15 protein-coding genes are annotated in these 18096 nt (G+C 63.8%); 9 read left to right on the top strand and 6 right to left on the bottom strand.

Translation table 11 applies throughout. The features are described from left to right. Positions 1 to 166: 166 nt before the first annotated feature. The gene (locus LH19_RS13690; protein ID WP_234715931.1) at positions 167 to 2761 is read left to right on the top strand and encodes a TonB-dependent receptor; all 2595 of its coding nucleotides are present in this window, start codon (positions 167 to 169) and stop codon (positions 2759 to 2761) included. 107 nt (positions 2762 to 2868) lie between these two features. On the opposite strand, the gene LH19_RS13685 is transcribed toward LH19_RS13690, so the two are convergent. Continuing rightward, complete coding sequence (locus tag LH19_RS13685) at positions 2869 to 5853, bottom strand: TonB-dependent receptor (RefSeq protein WP_054728928.1); 2985 nt, start codon at positions 5851 to 5853, stop codon at positions 2869 to 2871. Positions 5854 to 6287: 434 nt separating this feature from the next. Here LH19_RS13685 and folE point away from each other — a divergent pair, with 434 nt between their 5' ends. Beyond that, positions 6288 to 6884, top strand: coding sequence for a GTP cyclohydrolase I FolE (gene folE / locus LH19_RS13680; protein WP_054728923.1), 597 nt, complete (start codon positions 6288 to 6290; stop codon positions 6882 to 6884). A 91-nt stretch (positions 6885 to 6975) separates the two neighbouring features. On the opposite strand, the gene rplI is transcribed toward folE, so the two are convergent. The 4 genes from rplI to LH19_RS13660 form a co-directional block, all read right to left on the bottom strand. After that, positions 6976 to 7605: a 50S ribosomal protein L9 gene (gene rplI / locus LH19_RS13675; protein WP_054728920.1), complete on the bottom strand. Its 630-nt coding sequence runs from the start codon at positions 7603 to 7605 to the stop codon at positions 6976 to 6978. Between the two features lie 12 nt (positions 7606 to 7617). Beyond that, a complete protein-coding gene (gene rpsR, locus LH19_RS13670; RefSeq protein WP_054588470.1) occupies positions 7618 to 7842 on the bottom strand; it encodes a 30S ribosomal protein S18 in 225 nt (74 codons plus the stop codon). A gap of 11 nt (positions 7843 to 7853) precedes the next feature. Beyond that, positions 7854 to 8219 (bottom strand): 30S ribosomal protein S6, encoded by a 366-nt coding sequence (gene rpsF / locus LH19_RS13665; protein WP_054728917.1) that lies wholly within the window; start codon positions 8217 to 8219, stop codon positions 7854 to 7856. A 158-nt stretch (positions 8220 to 8377) separates the two neighbouring features. Beyond that, a complete protein-coding gene (locus LH19_RS13660; RefSeq protein WP_054728914.1) occupies positions 8378 to 9766 on the bottom strand; it encodes a Mur ligase family protein in 1389 nt (462 codons plus the stop codon). A gap of 55 nt (positions 9767 to 9821) precedes the next feature. Here LH19_RS13660 and LH19_RS13655 point away from each other — a divergent pair, with 55 nt between their 5' ends. The 4 genes from LH19_RS13655 to fabG all read left to right on the top strand — a co-directional run bounded on the left by LH19_RS13655 (position 9822) and on the right by fabG (position 13124). Then, on the top strand, positions 9822 to 10649 hold the full coding sequence (locus LH19_RS13655) for an LD-carboxypeptidase (protein ID WP_054728911.1): 828 nt from the start codon (positions 9822 to 9824) through the stop codon (positions 10647 to 10649). Between the two features lie 109 nt (positions 10650 to 10758). Then, the gene (gene fabD / locus LH19_RS13650) at positions 10759 to 11697 is read left to right on the top strand and encodes an ACP S-malonyltransferase (RefSeq protein ID WP_054728908.1); all 939 of its coding nucleotides are present in this window, start codon (positions 10759 to 10761) and stop codon (positions 11695 to 11697) included. Between the two features lie 17 nt (positions 11698 to 11714). Further along, positions 11715 to 12299 carry a hypothetical protein gene (locus tag LH19_RS28685; protein WP_145923368.1) on the top strand — a complete coding sequence of 195 codons (585 nt, stop codon included), beginning with the start codon at positions 11715 to 11717 and terminating at the stop codon, positions 12297 to 12299. Positions 12300 to 12383: 84 nt separating this feature from the next. Beyond that, positions 12384 to 13124 carry a 3-oxoacyl-[acyl-carrier-protein] reductase gene (gene fabG / locus LH19_RS13640; protein ID WP_054728899.1) on the top strand — a complete coding sequence of 247 codons (741 nt, stop codon included), beginning with the start codon at positions 12384 to 12386 and terminating at the stop codon, positions 13122 to 13124. Between the two features lie 69 nt (positions 13125 to 13193). Here the strand turns inward: fabG and LH19_RS13635 are convergent, their stop codons facing one another. Then, positions 13194 to 15326: a TonB-dependent receptor gene (locus LH19_RS13635; RefSeq protein WP_054728897.1), complete on the bottom strand. Its 2133-nt coding sequence runs from the start codon at positions 15324 to 15326 to the stop codon at positions 13194 to 13196. A 196-nt stretch (positions 15327 to 15522) separates the two neighbouring features. On the opposite strand from LH19_RS13635, the gene LH19_RS13630 reads away from it, so the two are divergent. From LH19_RS13630 to LH19_RS13620, 3 genes are read left to right on the top strand one after another with little or no spacing between them, the layout of a single operon-like run. After that, on the top strand, positions 15523 to 16509 hold the full coding sequence (locus LH19_RS13630; protein WP_054728894.1) for a cysteine synthase A: 987 nt from the start codon (positions 15523 to 15525) through the stop codon (positions 16507 to 16509). Next, positions 16506 to 16901, top strand: coding sequence for a hypothetical protein (locus LH19_RS13625; RefSeq protein ID WP_054728891.1), 396 nt, complete (start codon positions 16506 to 16508; stop codon positions 16899 to 16901). The genes LH19_RS13630 and LH19_RS13625 overlap by 4 nt, the downstream gene beginning before the upstream one ends. Then, complete coding sequence (locus LH19_RS13620) at positions 16898 to 18067, top strand: Gldg family protein (RefSeq protein WP_054728888.1); 1170 nt, start codon at positions 16898 to 16900, stop codon at positions 18065 to 18067. Before LH19_RS13625 ends, LH19_RS13620 begins: the two co-directional genes overlap by 4 nt. The last annotated feature ends 29 nt before the right edge of the window (positions 18068 to 18096 follow it).

The raw sequence follows: 18096 nt of genomic DNA, 5'->3' as shown, positions 1-18096 counted from the left end.
CAAGTAAACTGTTGCTTTTTAGCCACTAATCGCAGGGAAAATCGGGGCTCGCTGCGGGCCCGCGTTGACGCGCGGCGCTGCTCCATTACAGCGGCCGTTCACCGGCGGGCATCTCCCGTTCAGGCCTTGCGGCCGCGCCTTGCCGGTTTTGGAGAGAGGTATCGTCATGACTTTGCGCAACATCCTGTTGGGCGCCACCATGCTGTGCGCCGCGACCACCCCTGCCTTTGCCTATGCCCAGGACGCCGCGCCCGCCGATGATACGGCGACCGCGAACGACGCCGACTATGGCAATGAAATCATCGTCACCGCCAGCAAGCGTTCGCAGACGCTGCAGGACACGCCGATCGCCGTGTCGGTGACCTCGGCCGCCGACATCGAAAATGCGGCGATCCGCGACCTCATCGACCTGCAGTCGGCGGTGCCGAGCCTGCGCGTGTCGCAGCTCCAGTCGAGCGCGAACACCAACTTCATCATCCGCGGCTTCGGCAACGGCGCGAACAATGCCGGTATCGAACCGTCGGTCGGCGTGTTCATCGACGGCGTTTATCGTTCACGTTCGGCCGCCCAGATCGGCGACCTTCCGAACCTCGAGCGCGTCGAAGTGCTGCGCGGACCGCAATCGACCCTGTTCGGCAAGAATGCCTCGGCGGGCGTTATCAGCATCGTCACGCAAAAGCCGCAGTATGAATTCGGCGGCGCGATCGAAGCGAGCTACGGCAATTACGATGCGATCACCGTCAAGGGCAACATCACCGGCCCGATCAGCGATACGGTCGCCTTCTCGCTCGCCGGCAATTACAACCGCCGCGACGGCTATGCCCGCGACCTCAACCTCGACACCGACGTCAATGACCGCAACCGCTGGGGCGTGCGCGGCCAGCTGTTGTTCGAACCGACCGACGCATTGTCGATCCGCCTGATCGGCGATTATGACAAGATCGACGAAAATTGCTGCATCGCGGGCAATGTCATCGCCGGGCCGACCGTCGCGATCACCAACGCGCTCGCCGGTGGCCCCAGCGTCGATGCGAACAATCCCTTCTCGTACAACGTCTACAACAATTTCCTGTCGACGAACGAGATCGAGAATTACGGCGGTTCGGCGCAGATCGACTATGATCTCGGCAACCTCGCGCTGACCTCGATCACCGCCTATCGCGAAGTGCGCGCCAACACGAACCAGGATTCGGACTTCACTTCGGCCGACCTGATCGGGCAGAACAGCCAGCAGCTCGGCATCGACACCTGGACGCAGGAAGTCCGCCTGACGTCGGACTTCGACGGCCCGATCAACTTCCTGCTCGGCGGCTATTATTTCAACGAGAAGATCAAACAGAAGAACGACATTCGCTTCGGTGAGGACTTCCGCCCCTATGGCAACGCGCTGATCCAGGCCGCGAGCGGCGGGGCGCTGAGCGTTCCCGCGCTCGAGGCCGCCCTCGGCGCGCCGTCGGGCAGCTTCTTTCGCGAAGGCGACGGGCTCGATGAGGCCTATCGCCTGAAGAACACCGCCTGGTCGATCTTCGGTACGGTCGATTTCGAGGTTACCGATCGCCTGACGCTGTCGGCCGGTGCGAACTATACGCAGGATCGCAAGAAGTTCGCGACCAACGTCATCAGCACCGATACCTTCTCGGGTATCGACCTTAACGATCCGGCCTTTGCCGGCTTCCGCAACCAGCTCCTGCTCGGTGGCGCATTGCAGCAGGCTGGCGTCAATCCGAACGATCCGGCCGCGGTGTTCGCGTTCGCGACCAACCCCGCGACGGCGGCAACCTTCCAGGCGTTCCAGGCCTTCGCCAACGCCAACCAGAACAATCCGGCGGCGAACCCGCTCAACGGGTTGAAGCCGTTCCAGTTCCTGCCGCCGTTCCTCAACCTGCCGAACAGCGTCGAACCCGGCAAGACGAGCGACAACGATCTCGCCTGGAGCGTCCGCGCGTCGTATGAATTGACCGACACGGTCAATGTCTATGCGACCTATGCGACGGGCTTCAAGGCCAGCTCGGTCAACCTGTCGCGCGACAGCCGTCCGCTGGCGAGCGACCTGGCCGCGATCGGCGCGGCCGGCCTGACGACGCCGAACCTCGTTTCGGGTTCGCGCTTTGCGGCTCCGGAAGAATCCGAAGTCTATGAAGTCGGTCTGAAAGCGAACTGGTCGGTCGCAGCGCTGAACCTTGCCGCGTTCAAGCAGTCGATCAAGGGTTTCCAGTCGAACATCTTCACCGGCACGGGTTTCGCGCTCGCCAACGCCGGCAAGCAGTCGACCTGGGGCTTCGAGTTCGACGGCTCGGTGCGGCCGGTCGACGGGCTCAACCTGACGCTCGCGGTGACCTGGCTCGATCCGAAGTACGACAGCTTCGTCAATTCGGCGTTCGGCGACATCTCGGGCACCATGCCCGCGGGCATCCCCGAGCTGACGATGGCCGCCGGCGGTACCTATACGCATGAATTTGCGGGCGGGACCAAGGCGATCTTCCACGTCGACTATCATTATGAAAGCCCGGTCCAGATCGTCGAAGGCCTGACCGGCCTGCCGGCTAGCGTCGCGCAGAACCTGAAGCGCGAAGTCAACCAGCTCAACGCGTCGTTCACCGTCGCGCTGACCAACGGCTTCGAACTCGGTGTGTGGGGCCGCAACCTCACCAACGCGACCTACCTGACGACGATCTTCCCGGCCGTCGCCCAGGCGGGCAGCGTCTCGGGCTATCCGAACCAGCCGCGCACCTATGGCGTGACCGGCCGCTTCAAATTCTGACCGGAAGCGGCCGGAGCAATGCTCCGGCCGCCCGGACAGCAGGCAAAAAAGAACCCCGGCTTCTCGATCGAGAAGCCGGGGCTTTTTGTTGACGTTGCCGCCGGTTTTTAGAACCGCACGCCCGCCGCGATGCCGTAGCGGCGCGGTTCGAGAGTGAAGATGTTGGTGTAGTTACCCGACGACTGATCGGTGATGTACAGGCCGGTGACGCTGTTGGCGTTGAAGATGTTCTGGATGAACCCCTTCACGAACCATTTGTCGTCGGCGCCGTTGAGCTGCAACTGCGCGTTGACCTGGGCATAGCCCTTGATCCGGTTGACGTTGCCGTTGAAGATGCTGCCATAGCTCTCGCCGGTATAGGCAAGGTCGACGCGCGGGACGAGAGTCATGTCGCCAAGATGCGCGGTATATTGCACGCCCGCGCTGAACTTGTAATTCGGCGCCTGCGGCAACTGGTTGCCCTTGATGTTGACCGGAATGCCTGCGGTGAAGACCTGAATCCCGTTCGGGTCGAACAGATTGCCCGCCGCCGCCGCATAGCTTTGCAGCACGCCGCAGATGCTGAATGCGCCGGTCGATGCGATCCCGCCGTCGGCCGGGAAGGCGGTGGTGCCTTGCAGGCCCGCGCCCGGACGAATGTCGCCGGCACCGATGGTACCGTCGCCATTGACGTCGATCCCCGCATTGATCGCATTGTTGACGAAGTTGACGAAGGCATTGCTGCCCGCGGCATTCCCCGAGGTTCCCGGTGCCACGGCGCAGTTCGCCGCGTTGGTGATGTCCTTGATGATGACCGCATCGGAGCGGCCGCCGCCAAAGTCGCGCGGGTTGCTGGTGAACTTGTCTTCGGTAACTTTCGTGTGGAGATAGCTGAAGCCGAGGTTGATCACCCAGTCGGGATCGGGGCGGACCATGCCTTCGATTTCGAAGCCGTAGATGTCGGCGTCGACGTTATCGTTGACCGCGGTACGCGCGACGATCTTGCTGAGCTGCAGCTTCTTGTACTTGTAGTAGAAGGCCGTCAGGTTCAATTGCAGCGCGCCGCCGCCAAAAGCATTCTTCGAACCGATTTCGAACGCATCGACCTGTTCGGGCTGGAACGATTCGGGGACTTCGAAGATCGGCTGCAGCGGCGGGTTGATACCTCCCGATTTATAGCCCCGCGAATAGGACGCATAGAGCAGGTTGTCGTCGGTGATCTTGTAGTCGACCACCGCTCGGCCGGTCCATTCGTTGAACTTCACGCTGCGGCGCTGTTCGATCTGGTTGCCCGGCGTGCCCGGATCGGCGTCGAAGGTCACTACGAACGGTGAATCGAATGCGGTACCGGTCTGTCCGAACGGCACGAGGAAGCTGGCCAGCGTCGACCGGGCGACGACGGTTTTCTTGTCGTTATTGTAGCGCAGGCCGAGCGTCAGTTTCAGCTTGTCGTTCACTTCGAAATAGGTTTCGCCGAAGATGCCGTACGACTTGATCTTCAAGTCGCCCGTGTTGTTGCGGAAGAAAGGCGTGCCGAGGAACGACGGCGGCAGGCCGTTGGCATAGGAATTGAACGCCCCGAGAACGCCGGTCAGATAGTCGATCGGGAAGGCGTTCACATAATAGCTGTTCTCGGTCAGGTGATAGTCGGCATAAATGCCGCCGATCAGGAAATTGAACGGCCCGTCGAGATCGCTGGTCAGGATGCTTTCGACCGACCAGCTACTGTTATACTGGTTCGACCGGTCGAATTGCAGCGACTGGTCGCTGCAGATCTTGTTGCCGCCGAAGCTGCCGAAGCCGCTTTCCTCGGCCAGCGAGGTGCACAGCTGACCCCCGGGGCCGTCGGGGATGATCGCCGCGGCGACCGGCCCAATATAGTTGGAAAAGCCCGGCAGGATGCCGTCGAAGGCCCCGTTTGCCGCCGCCTGCAATGTGCCGAGACCGCCCGCATAGAGTGAGCGATCGCCGACGTTGCTGTTATAGTCCTGCGACGCGTCGAGCTTGACCTTTTGATATTGGCCCGAGACCTGCAGCGAGACCGGCCCGAAATCATGCTCGATCTGCCCTTGCAGCGTCAGCTCGCTGGTGAAGTAGCTCGGCGTATAGGCGGTGTTCACCGTCCGCGGGTCGGCGGGGATCGTGGTATTGCCATAGACGTCGGGGCCATAAAGGCTGCCGAGTGCGAACGCCGCCGGAATGCCCTGCGTCGCGAGGAATTCGCGCGATGTCAGCGCGGCGGTGAAGGTCGAATTGCCGTTGAACGGCGAATTGTCGAGGCGCGTGTTGAGACAGCCGAGGATGCCGGTCGGATCGCGCTGGCAAAGCTGTTTCTGGATACGGGTGCGCTGATCCTTTTCGCGGAAATAGGATCCCATCAGATCGATGGTCGTGTTGTCGGTCGGTTCCCAGCGCAGCGAGCCGCGGACCGAATAGAGATCGCGATCGTCGATGCGCGTATTGAGGAAAGTGTTCTTCGTATAGCCGTCGCGGTTGAGATAGATGCCCGCGACGCGAAGGGCGATGGTGTCGCCGATGGGAATATTCACCATCGCCTTGCCCTTGATCGAATCATAATTGCCATATTCGCCTTCGGCCGCCGCCTCGAAGAGGCCGAGTTTCGGCTTGGCGGTGATCACGTTGACCACGCCCGACGTCGCATTGCGGCCGAACAGCGTACCCTGCGGCCCGCGCAGCACTTCGATGCGTTCGAGGTCGAAGAACTCGGTTTCGAACAGGCGGGTCGAGAACAGCGGGTCGCCGTTCAGGTGGATTGCCGTGGCGCTGTCGCAGGTCGTGCCGACGCAAAGGTCGCCGATCCCGCGGATGGTAAAGCTGGCGCCGGTGAAGTTGGTCTTGGTGAAGGTGACGTTGGGTAGCGTCAGCTGAAGATCCGACGGGGTCTTGATCTGCTGCGCTTCGAGCGCTTCGGATGAAAAGGCGCTGACCGCGATCGGCACGTCCTGCAGACGTTCCGACTGGCGCTGCGCGGTGACGACGATTTCGCCGCCGAACGCGTCCCGTTCGGTTTCGGCCGGTGCATCCTGCGCGAAGGCCGGCGTCGCCACCGTCATCGCAAGGATCGAGGTTCCGATCAGTGCCTTGAACTTCATCTATATCCTCCCTTTTTCGAACCCGCGGGTGCGGGGCCGCCCAAACTCAATTTGTGGTAAGGGGAGGGGGTGTGACCAGGCGTGGCGAAAGGCGCCCGGCCGAAACGGCCAAGTGCCCGCGTTTATCCCACCTGCCAGCTGCGCTGGTCATCGTCCTCTCCCACCGGCGTCGGGGAACACGCCGGCCTCTCCGGATTACGACCCGCTTGAGCGAGTTCTGTAATGCAATGAAGGTGCGCCGAGTTGACGAAAGCGTCAAGTCACTTGTTGGGGCAGAAAAATGCCCCGAAAAGACCCAAGTTCCGCGGGTTAAAAAGCTCCGATTCCGCAACGTAAACTTCGCCGCCGCGATGAAAATCTTCGCCTGCCGGGGTTGCGCATGCGCGATTTCGCGTCGAAATGTGCGACATGATAGCAACAGTGAAAGCGGTGCGATGACGAAGGTGGAACTGGGACCGGACGGCAAGCCCGTGGTGCCCGAAGAGGTGCTGGGCGCGGTCCGCACGCTGATCGAATGGGCGGGCGACGATCCGTCGCGCGAAGGGTTGCTCGATACGCCGAAGCGCGTCGCGCGGGCGTGGCTCGAATATTGCCAGGGCTATGCCGACGATCCCGCGATCCACCTGTCGCGCACCTTCGAGGAGGTCGGCGGCTATGACGAGATCGTGATGCTTCGTGACATCCCGTTCCAGTCGCATTGCGAACATCATATGGCGCCGATTACCGGCAAGGCGTCGATCGCCTATCTCCCCAAGGATCGTGTCGTCGGCATTTCGAAGCTGGCGCGGGTGCTCAATGGCTATGCCCGCCGGTTGCAGGTGCAGGAACGCCTGACCGCCGAGGTTGCAAAATGCATCTGGGACAATCTCCAGCCGCATGGCGTCGCGGTGGTGATCGACGCCCAGCACGGGTGCATGACCGGGCGCGGCGTCCGCACCCCCGGCGTCGGCATGGTGACGAGCAGGCTGCTCGGCAGCTTCCTCGACGATGAGCGCAGCCGCAAGGAAGTGTTGGCCTTGATGGGATATTAGCGGCGGCGAGGCACCGCCGGATCGAGGCAAAGAAAAAGGCTCCGGAACAAGGGTTCCGGAGCCTTTTCTGTCTGTTGCGGGGAGAAGGGGCTCAGGCCTCTTCATCCTCGTCCGCAGCGGGAGCTTCCTCGGCGGCGACTTCCGACGGCGGGGTGGCTTCCTCGAACTCGTCTTCGCTGTCGGGTTCCAGCGCCGAAGCAACGGCTTCGGCCTGTTCTTCCTCGAACATCGCCGCGATGACGTCGATGCCCTGCTTCTGCATTTCGGCTTCGTCGGGCGAGCGTGCGACGTTGACGCCGACGGTCACTGCGACTTCCGGGTGCAGCTTCACCTTGACGTCGACGAGACCGAGCGCCTTGATCGGGCGTTCGAGTTCGACCATCGCCTTGGTGACGCCAGTGACGCCGTCTTCGATCAGCGCATCGACGATGTCGCGAACCGAAACCGAGCCGTAGAGCTGGCCGGTGTTCGATGCCTGACGGATCAGGACGACCTGCTTGCCGTCGATGTCCTTGGCGCGGCCTTCGGCGTCGGTTCGACGCTCGGCGTTGTCGGCCTCGATCTTCGAACGGTTGGCTTCGAACAGCTTGCGGTTCGCGTCGTTCGCGCGCAGCGCCTTGTTGTTCGGCAGCAGGAAGTTACGGGCAAAGCCGTTCTTGACGGTGACGACGTCGCCGATACCGCCCAGTTTCTCGATACGTTCGAGCAGGATGATTTCCATGAGCTGCTCTCCTTACTTCACAATGTAGGGAAGCAGGCCGATGTGGCGGGCGCGCTTGATCGCCTTGGCCAGCTCACGCTGCTTCTTGGTGGACACCGCGGTGATCCGCGACGGGACGATCTTGCCGCGCTCCGACAGGTAACCCTGGAGCAGGCGGACGTCCTTGTAATCGATGACCGGTGCGTCCTTCTGGCTGAAGGGGCAGGTCTTGCGGCGGCGGAAAAAGGGTCGTGCCATGATGCTGTTCCTTATTCTTCGCCGTCGCGGTCACGGCCACGGCCGCCGCGGCGTTCCTGCTTGCGCATCATCACCGACGGACCCTTTTCGAGTTCGTCGACCTTGATGGTCAGCCAGCGGATGATATCTTCGTTGATCGCGGCCTGGCGCTCGATTTCTGCGATGGCTTCGCCCGACACTTCGGCCGAGAGCATCACATAATGGCCCTTGCGGTTCTTCGCGATCTTGTAGGCGAGCTGCTTCAGGCCCCAGGTTTCGGTCTTGTGAACCTGGCCCTTATATTCGCCGATGACGTTGGTGACGGTTTCCGCCAGCGCATCGACCTGAGCCTGGCTCAGGTCCTGACGCGCGATAAAGACATGCTCGTAAAACGGCATGGTGCGCTTCCTTCGATTTGGCCGATCGCTGGTCCCGCGCCAATCGCGAAACCCCTCCGGCTGTCGTCTCGCTTCACGAATTGGTGCAAAGCAAACGGGGCGAATGGCACAAGGCCTCGCCCCGAATGAGGGCGCCTATACAGATTCGCGGCGAGAAATCAAGCGCGCGCGGCCAGCTTTTCCAGCAATTCCTGCCCGAATTCGGTCAGCGTGTCGTCGCGTGCGCCAAGGATGAGAATGCGGTCGCCCGGCTTTGCTTCGTCGAGCATCGCCGCGCCGCACGCCGCGCGGGTGGTCAGATGCGCCGCATTGCCGCCGCCCGCGACGATGTCGGCCACCAGTGCTTCGCTGCCGATGCTGCGGTCGACCGTGCCGCCGAAATAGACCGGATCGCAGACGAAGAGCCGGTCGTCGGGGCGTATTCCCGCGGCGAAGCTGGCGGCGAGCTCCTTGCCCATCTGGCGGAGCGGGCCGTAACCGTGCGGCTGAAAGAAGAGCAGGGCGCGGCCGGGAAGTTCGGCGACGGCGGCGAGCGTGGCGGCGACCTTGTCGGGATTGTGCGCGAAATCGTCGATCACCGTGACGCCATTCGCCTGTCCCAGCACCTCGTAGCGGCGCGCGAGGCCGGCGAAATCGGCGAGCGCGGCGACCGATTGGCCGACCGGGATATTGACCGCGCGCGCCGCCGCGATCGCCGCGAGAGCGTTGGCGGCATTGTGGCGGCCGGGCATCCGCAGGCGAACCTCGTGGCGGTCGCCCGCGAAGCTGACGGCAAAGCGGCAGCCGTCGGGCAGCGCCTCGAAATCGCTGCCCCGGATCGCCGCCGCATCCGAAAAGCCGAAACGCATGACGTTGCCGCCTGCCAGCAACGGAGCGGATTCGGGGTCGTCGGCGTTGATCACGGCGATCCGCGCCTTGGCGGCGAAATCGCCGAACAATTGGTGCAGTTCGGCGAGGCTCTTGTGGTCGAGGCTGATGTTGGTGACGACGGCGACATCGGGCTGATAAAGCGCGATCGAGCCGTCGCTTTCGTCGACTTCGCTGACATAGGTCGCGGCATCGCCGACCAGCGCGCTGGCGAAGGGCATGGTGTCGTTCGCGAAATTGCGCATCACGGCACCGTTCATCACCGTGGGCTTGCGGTCCGCGCGGTCGAGGATCCACCCGACCATGCCGGTGACGGTCGATTTGCCGCTGGTGCCGCCGACGCCGATCGCCCGTTCGGCGGCGTTGAACAGCGCGGCGTTGAGGTCGGCGCGCGTCATCCGCGGCAGGCCGAGCGCATTGGCGGCCGCGACGTCGGGAACGCTATCCTCGACCGCCGCCGAAGCGACGAGCGTCTGGCCCGCCTGCGGTCCGCTGCCGTCCTGCGGGAACAGTGCGATCCCGTGGCTTTCAATCCAGCCGAACTTGTCGGGCGAGCGGCCCTGATCGCGGCTGCGGTCCGACCCCGAAACGGCGCTGCCGCGCGCCGCGACGATCATTGCGAGCGGCAGCATGCCCGAACCGCCGATGCCGCAGAAGAAATAGGATTTGTTTTCGGCCATCGCGGCGCGATATGGGCTTGGCTCGGTTTTGGCAAGGCAGGGCAGGGGACAGGATTTGCGTATCGGGATCGTCGCCCCTTCGACACCTATTTTACCCGACGATGCGGAAGCGGTCCGGGCGATCGCGGCGCTTGGCTATCCCGATGTCGAGCTGGAATTCGATCCGCAATGCTTTGCGGTGCACGGTCATTTTGCGGGTGAGGACGGGCATCGTTTTGCCGCGCTCGTCGAGATGGCGAACCGTCCCGATATCGATGCGGTGTGGTTCGCGCGCGGCGGTTATGGTGCGTGCCGGATCGCCGAGGATGCGGTGGCGGCGATGACCGATGTCGCAAGGTGGAAGGCGTTTCTCGGCTATTCGGATCAGGGCAATCTGCTTGGGTGCCTCTATCGCGACGGTTTCGACCATGTCGCGCACGGCCCGATGGTCGCCGATATCCGGCGCGAAGGCGGCGATGGGGCGGTGACGCGCGCGCTCGACTGGCTCGTCGCGCGCGATCCGGCGGCGTGCGAGGCGGGACTGGCGCATGGCGCGCGGCATGCGGCGTTCAACCTGATGACGCTGTCGATGCTGCTCGGTACCCCGCTCGAACCCGATCTGGCGGGCCATGTCCTGCTGGTCGAGGAGGTCAGCGAATATCTCTATGCCTTCGACCGCGCTTTCTTCCATGTCGCGAGCTATCTGGCCCCGCGCGGCCTCGCTGGCATCCGCCTCGGGCGGGTGAGCGACGTCCCCGAAAACGACCGGCCGTTCGGCATGGACGCCGAAGAAATCGCGCAGGGCTGGTGTGTGCGGACCGGCATTCCGTGGCTCGGCCGGGCCGACATCGGCCACGACGCGGCGAACAAGGTCGTGCCCTTCGGCTTGCATCGCGCGGGGTGAAGGAATAGGCGCTGCCGATCCAATTCCGTCATCCCAGCGAAAGCTGGGATCGCTGGAGTGACAACGCAACCGATCCCAGCTTTCGCTGGGATGACGAGTAGGAAATTTCATGCGCGCATTCATCTTTCCGGGTCAGGGCAGCCAGGCGGTCGGCATGGGCAAGGCGCTTGCCGACGCATCGCCGGTCGCGCGCGAGGTCTTTCAGGAAGTCGACGACGCGCTCGGCCAGAAGCTGTTCCAGTTGATGAGCGAAGGTCCCGAGGACCAGCTCACCCTCACCGAAAATGCCCAGCCGGTGATCATGGCGAACGCGATCGCGACCTTGCGCGTGCTCGAAAAGGAAGGCGGCGTGACGCTCTCGGCCAAGGCCGATTATGTCGCGGGCCACAGCCTCGGCGAATATAGCGCGCTCTGCGCTGCCGGGGCCTTCGACCTTGCGACCACCGCGCGGCTGCTCAAGACGCGCGGGCAGGCGATGCAGGCGGCGGTGCCCGTCGGCGTCGGCGCGATGGCGGCGCTGCTCGGCGCCGATATCGAGACGGCGCAGAAGCTCGCCGATGTAGCAGCCGAGGGTGAGGTCTGCACCGTCGCGAACGACAACGATCCGTCGCAGGTCGTGATCTCGGGCCACAAGGGTGCGGTCGAGCGCGCGGTTGCGCTGGTCAAGGACTTCGGGATCAAGCGCGGCGTGCTGCTCCCCGTGTCGGCGCCGTTCCACTGCCCGCTGATGCAGGCGGCGGCAGATGCGATGGCCGAAGCGCTGGGCGCGAACCCGCCCGCCGCGCCGCTGGTCCCGGTCGTCGCCAACGTCACTGCGAGCCCGGTCAGCGATGCCGACACGATCCGCGATCTCCTCGTCCAGCAGGTCACCGGCCGCGTCCGCTGGCGCGAGAGCGTCGGTGCGATGGAAGATATCGGCGTCGCGCAATTCGTCGAATTCGGCGGCAAGGTCCTGTCGCCGATGGTGAAGCGCAGCGCTGCCGGCGAGGTCGAGACGATCAGCGTGATCTCGATGGATGACATCGAGGCTTTGCTCAAAGCTCTTTAAATCGGAGAGGATTGTCGATGTCTAAAGCTCGGCGAGCGCTTACGCTCCTATTGCTATTAGTCCCCGCTGGAGCGCAGGCGGCCGATAACCTGGATTGTATAGACGTAGGATATTCCGAAGCCGAATCTGCTTCGCTATTTCGCTTTGTCGGCAGCTATGGATTAAATGATTGGAAAAATGACAGAAGGATCGCGCCTGAAATTGAGGCTGCTATCGTAAGGCGCGTTAAAGAATGCGCGAATAAGCATGATTGGTCATACGAAGCTACTATCCAGGCGATTTCATATAAAATCGGAGAGATTTTGTGGAGTGGGCTCGATCAAAACACTGTTTTGGAGCCTGAGCAGATGACGCAGCTCCGTGATGCCTATTCAAATTCTGATAAGGCGCGGTTGATTGAAATAATGCGCCCAGCCGTTGATGCTATATATACAAGCGGTTTTGTGCCGTACCCTTCGGATGAGGATACGAAGTATCTGAACGAACATATTACGGGTCGGGCGGGGCTTCCCATCACGGCGGACGTTACGGCCTATGTCGGGGCTTGGTTGCTTACCCAAGGCATGATGGAGATTCCGAAGGACCGGTTCAGCTCGCTGTAAAATTTGGCCGGATCCATTAGGTCGTCGGTCAAACTCATTCCGACCGGCATTCCACCGCCGGATGTAGAAACAAGGAACAAGACTATGTTTAATCTCACCGGCATGACCGCCCTCGTCACCGGCGCCTCGGGCGGCATCGGTTCGGCCATCGCGCAGGCACTGGCCGCGCAGGGAGCGCGGCTTGCGGTGTCGGGTTCCAATGCGGAGAAGCTGAACGGTTTTCGCGACAGCCTTGGCGGCGACCATGTCGCGCTGCCGTGTAATCTCGGTGATGCGGCCGCCGTCGATGCGCTCGTGCCGTCGGCGGTCGAGGCGTTGGGGCAACTCGACATCCTCGTCAACAATGCCGGGGTTACCCGCGACAATCTGATCCTGCGGATGAAGGACGACGAATGGTCGGACGTGATCCGCATCAACCTCGAGGCCAATTTCCGCCTCGCGCGCGCGGCAGCCAAGCCGATGATGAAGGCGCGCTTCGGCCGCATCATCTCGATCACCAGCGTCGTCGGTGCGACGGGCAATCCGGGGCAGGCCAATTATGCTGCGTCAAAGGCGGGTGTCACCGGCATGACCAAGGCGCTGGCGCAGGAACTGGCGAGCCGCGGCGTCACGGTGAACTGCGTCGCACCGGGCTTCATCGCCACCGCGATGACCGATGACCTGCCCGACGCGCAGAAGGAAGCGCTCAACCAGCGCATCCCGGCGGGCCGCATGGGCGAGGGAAGCGATATCGCCGCGGCGGTCGTCTATCTAGCGTCGAAGGAAGCCGCCTATGTCACCGGGCAGACGCTGCATGTGAACGGCGGGATGGCGATGCTGTCCTGAACGCGAACGGGCCGGATCCGGTAGAAAACCGGACCCGGCCCTTGGGACGAGCTCAGGGTCAGGGAGGGGTCAGAAGCTCGCCCGCGCGGTGAGGCGGAAATCGCGGCCGGACAGTGGCACATAATCCTTGGTGAAGCTCGCGTGGCGGCGTGCTTCGACGTCGAAGATATTGTTCGCCGACAGGCTGAGCGTCAGGTTCTTCGTGTCGGGAAGCGGGCGCCAGCTCAGCGACGCGTTGACGAGGGTGAAGCCGTCGGTCGGCGTCTCGAACTGCGCGGTGCGCGTCTGGTCGTCGGTCCATTCGACCTCGACCCGCGCATCGACCCGTTCGCTCTGCGCCTCGATTCCGCCGAGGATGCGCAGCGGCGGAATGCGCGGCACGTTGCGGTCGAGGCCGGCATTCTTGATCTTCGCGCGGGTCATGTCGGCAGTCACGTCGCCGACGATGTTGAAGCCGCCGATCTGTGCCAGCCGCGCGCTTGCCTCGGCCTCGAAACCATAGACGCGGGCATCGCGCTGGAAATACTGGAACACGGGCAGTTCATCCTCTTCGGCGCCGGTCGCGGCCGAATAGATGAAATTGTCGAACCAGTTCGAATAGCCGGTCAGGCTGAGGTTGAACGCGTCGGTCTTGATCTTGAACGAGGCTTCGGCGCCCCAGTTCGCTTCGCGCTTGAGGTTCGGATTGCCGACCTCGTAGCTCTGCGTCGCGATGTGCGGACCGTTCGAGAGCAGTTCCTCGGCCGACGGCGCGCGCACGGCACGCGACACCGAGACCCCGATCTTGGCGCCGTCGAACACATCATAGGTTGCGCCGAGCGCGCCCGAGAAGCTGTCGAAATTGCGGTCGAAGCCGACCGTCTGCGCGCGCACGCTGGTCTTCTCGTAGCGCGCCGCGGCTTCGAGCCCGAGCGGGCCTGCGGTATATTCCTGTAGCGTGAACAGCGCGAACTGGTCGGTCAGGTTGCGCGGCACGAACGCCTCTTCGCCGACCGCGTCGAAATCGCGGTGGCTGTACTGCACGCCGCTCGCCCCGCGCCAGCCGCCGCGGTCGCTCTGCGCCAGCTCGATCCGGCCTTCGACGCCCTTGTTGGTAAAGATGGTGCCGACCTCTTCGCCCTCGAATTCCGTGTGCTTGTAATCGGCAAAGCCGGCGCGGATGCGCAGCTTGTCGAAGAAGCCGTCGCCCAGCTCGACCTCGCCGCGCAGGTCGGCGCGCCATTGCTTCATGCCGATGGTGACCGGCCCCTCGCCATGCTCGTGGCCGCCCTCTTCCTCTTCGCCGCCATGATCGTGCTCGGTGTTCGGGCGGTCGGGCACGCCGTAATTGGTGTCGAAATAGCCGATCGAAATGCCGAGCTGGCCGCCGTCGTTGATCAGCGAAATCCCGCCGCCGGCGGTCCAGGTCTCGCTTTGCGTATTGTCGATCTTGCCGCGCTTGCCCGCCTGTGCGGTCAGTTCGGCCGCTTCGTCGAGATGGCCTTCCTCGACTTCATGTTCGGCAAGATGGAGCAGGTCGCCACGGATATCCGGAGCATAGACAAAGCCGCCGGTGCGGGCGTCGCCCGTCTTGCGCCAGCTTCCGTCGAGATGCGCCACGATCTGCGAACTCAGCGCGACATCGATCGAACTGCCGATATTGCGGTCGTTCGCCGCGGTGGCATAGCCGCCGATCGCATCGACATGGACATGGTCGGCAGGAACTTTCCGGGGGATCCGGCGGTCGAACATATTGACCGCGCCGCCGATCGCTTGGCTCCCGAACAGCAGAACCGCTGGGCCGCGGAGGATTTCGATACGCTCGACGGTCAGCGGATCGATGGTGACCGCATGGTCGGCGGAGGTGTTCGAGGCGTCGATCGAGCCGATGCCGTCGGTCAGCACGCGGACGCGCTCGCCCGAAAAGCCGCGCAGCACGGGACGCGAGGCACCGGGGGAGAAGCTGGTCGCCGATACGCCAGGCTGCCGGGTGAGCGTGTCGCCGATCTGCCCGCGAATGTCGCGCGCCAGTTCGTCGCCTTCGAGCACCGACACATTGCCGAGAATGTCGAGGCTGCGCACATAAGGAGCGGTGACGACAATCGGTTCGCCGGTGTGGACGTCGTCGTTGCTGGCGCCGCGCCGCTCTTGCGCGGTGGCTGGCGAAGCAAGGATCGCAAGGGCGACGGCGAGACTGGAACCGGCGGTGGAAAGCAGACGCATCGGTGAAAAATCCTGTTGCTTGGGAAGAGCTGTCGGGCGGTCCAGTAATGATATACTGTTACAATGACAACCCCTTCGATTGCTCACGACCGGGCGTTCGTCGGCGTCCGTGCTCCGTTGGTCGACAAAGGCGAAGATGAAGCGGGGCAAACGAAGCTGTCTTGCAGCCGCCTTGGCGCCGCCCTAGATCAGTCGCATGACCATTGCGCAAAACAGTCTGGACCTGATCGGCAATACCCCGCTCGTGCTGCTCAAAGGGCCAAGCGAAGCGACCGGCTGCGAAATCTGGGGCAAGTGCGAATATGCCAATCCCGGCGGATCGGTAAAGGATCGCGCGGCGCTCTATATCGTCCGCGATGCCGAGGCGAACGGCAGCCTGCGTCCCGGCGGCACGATCGTCGAGGGGACGGCGGGCAACACCGGCATCGGCCTTGCGCTCGTCGCCAATGCGCTGGGTTACAAGACGATCATCGTCATGCCCGACAACCAGAGCGCGGAAAAAATGGCGACGATCCGCGCGCTCGGCGCCGAACTGGTGCTCGTTCCGCCCGCGCCCTTCGCCAACCCCGGTCATTTCGTCCACACCTCGCGCCGCATCGCCGAGGAAACCGACAATGCGATCTGGGCGAACCAGTTCGACAATATCGCCAACCGCAAATCGCATATTTTCGGCACCGCCGAGGAAATCTGGGCGCAGATGGACGGCCGGATCGACGGCTTCACCTGCGCGGCGGGGACCGGCGGCACGATCGCGGGAACAGGACTGGGTCTGAAGGCAAGGGATGAGAAGATCACCATTGCGCTGACCGACCCGCATGGCGCCGGGCTGTATAATTATTACCAGTGCGGCGAATTGAAGCCCGAAGGGACGAGCGTCGCCGAAGGAATCGGCCAGAACCGCATCACCGCCAATCTCGAAGGCGCGCCGATCGACACCCAGTTCCGCATCTCCGACGCCGAAGGGCTCGCGGTCGTGCGCCAGTTGCTCGACGAGGAGGGGCTGTGCCTCGGCCTGTCGTCGGGGATCAATGTTGCGGGGGCGATGGCGCTCGCGCGGCAACTCGGCCCCGGCAAGCGCATTGCAACCATCCTTTGCGACAGCGGGTTTCGTTACCTGTCCACGCTCTACAACCCCGAATGGCTGGCGAGCAAAGGCCTGGCTGAAACGGAAGCGGCGGCATGAACGGCGGCATACCCAAAGCGAAGATCGAGGCGTTGCCGGTGGCGCCTTCTGCGCCCGTCAACGACTCGATGCGGCGGTTGCAGATCGGCATTGCCGGGGTGCTGACGGTGTTGCTGCTCGTCGGTATGGCGGGGCTGATCGGCGACCGTGCGCGCGAAAATGCGGCGCAGAGCGCGGCGATCGACCCGACCGTGAAGATGCCGGGCGAGCAGACGAAAAGCGGTGGTAGCGCGCCGCTCGAAGAACTGGGCGTCCAGCCGGTTTCGAAGGATGAAAATGCGCTGACGCCGGTGAAGGTGCCACAGGCGGCACCCTCGGCGCCGGCAGCGACGACGGTTCCCGATCTCGAACCCGACCCTGCACTCGCCCGGGCGCGCCAATCGAAACAATGACGTTACGCACGCGCCGGCCGTTGCTGCGCGCGCTGGCCACCGCGCTGCTGGCGCTCATGCCCGCGTGGATCGCGGGCGGGCAATATTGGCTTGGCCGCATCGACCCGGCGCTGGCTATTCCCTTGCTGGCGCCTTCCATGCTCTTGCTCGCCTGGTGGCAACGTCGCGAGGCGGCGAGGGTGCGCCGGCGCACCATCCTGACGGCGCTGGCGATTCTATTGGCGGCGCAGGCCCTGCTGTCGCTGTCGCTCGCCGGTTCTGCGGGTTGGGCGCAATTAGCATCGGTGCTGCTGGCCAGTGTCGCCGCAGCATGGGCGGCCGATGCTTTCGCGCAGTGGCGCGCGAGGGGAAGGGCGTTGCGGCTACTGGCGGCGCTGGCGCTGATGTTCGGTTGGTTTGCAGCGGGACATGCGCTGCTGTCATTTCTATATCGCCCGTTCGCCGCCGCCCCGGCAGCTCCTCCTGCGACGATGCTTACCGGGCTGCCGCTGCGCTGGACCAGCGGCGGTGACATCGCCGCGATGATTGCGGAGGGAGCGCGCGACGATCCCGCGCTGGCACGGCTCGAGGTCTCCGGTCCCGTCAAGCTTGTCGATAGTCTCGTCGATAATGTTCCGCCGCGCGGCGGTGCGCTGCTCGTCGCGCATCCGCGCGCGCTGGCGCCGCAGGAACTGGTCGCGATCGATGCCTTTGTCCGCGGCGGTGGCCGGGCGGTGGTGTTGGGCGATGCGCTGTCGGGATGGCCTATGCAGTATCCGCTGGGTGACCCGCGCAATCCGCCGGTGACCAGTCTGCTTACCCCCCTGCTCGACCATTGGGGCGTGACGCTCGGTGCTTCGCCGGTCGGCGAAACGCAGGCCGTGGCGGTCGACGTCGATGGTGCCCGGCTCCGCCTGTTCAGTGCCGGGCGCTTCGACAGATTGCCACCGGGTTGCCGGGCCTATGGCGGCCGCCGCGTCGCCTTGTGCCGGATCGGCGCCGGCGAGGCGTGGCTCGTCGGCGACGCCGACCTGCTGTTCGCTCCGCTGTGGCAGCCGTTGGTCGCGGGTGCGCCGCACCTTCGCCGTGCCGACACGATGGACTGGCTGGCCGCCCGCCTGTGGGACGGAACGGCCGGGCAGGCCGTGGCGCTGCGTCCCCTGTGGATTCGCTCGAATGACGATTGATCCGGCATTCAGGGTGGCTTTTCCCCGAC

It is taken from the genome of Sphingopyxis macrogoltabida, from assembly GCF_001314325.1.
Lineage (GTDB): Bacteria > Pseudomonadota > Alphaproteobacteria > Sphingomonadales > Sphingomonadaceae > Sphingopyxis > Sphingopyxis macrogoltabida.
Note: the sequence above shows the minus strand (reverse complement) of the source record. Positions and strands in the feature narration are given on the sequence as shown.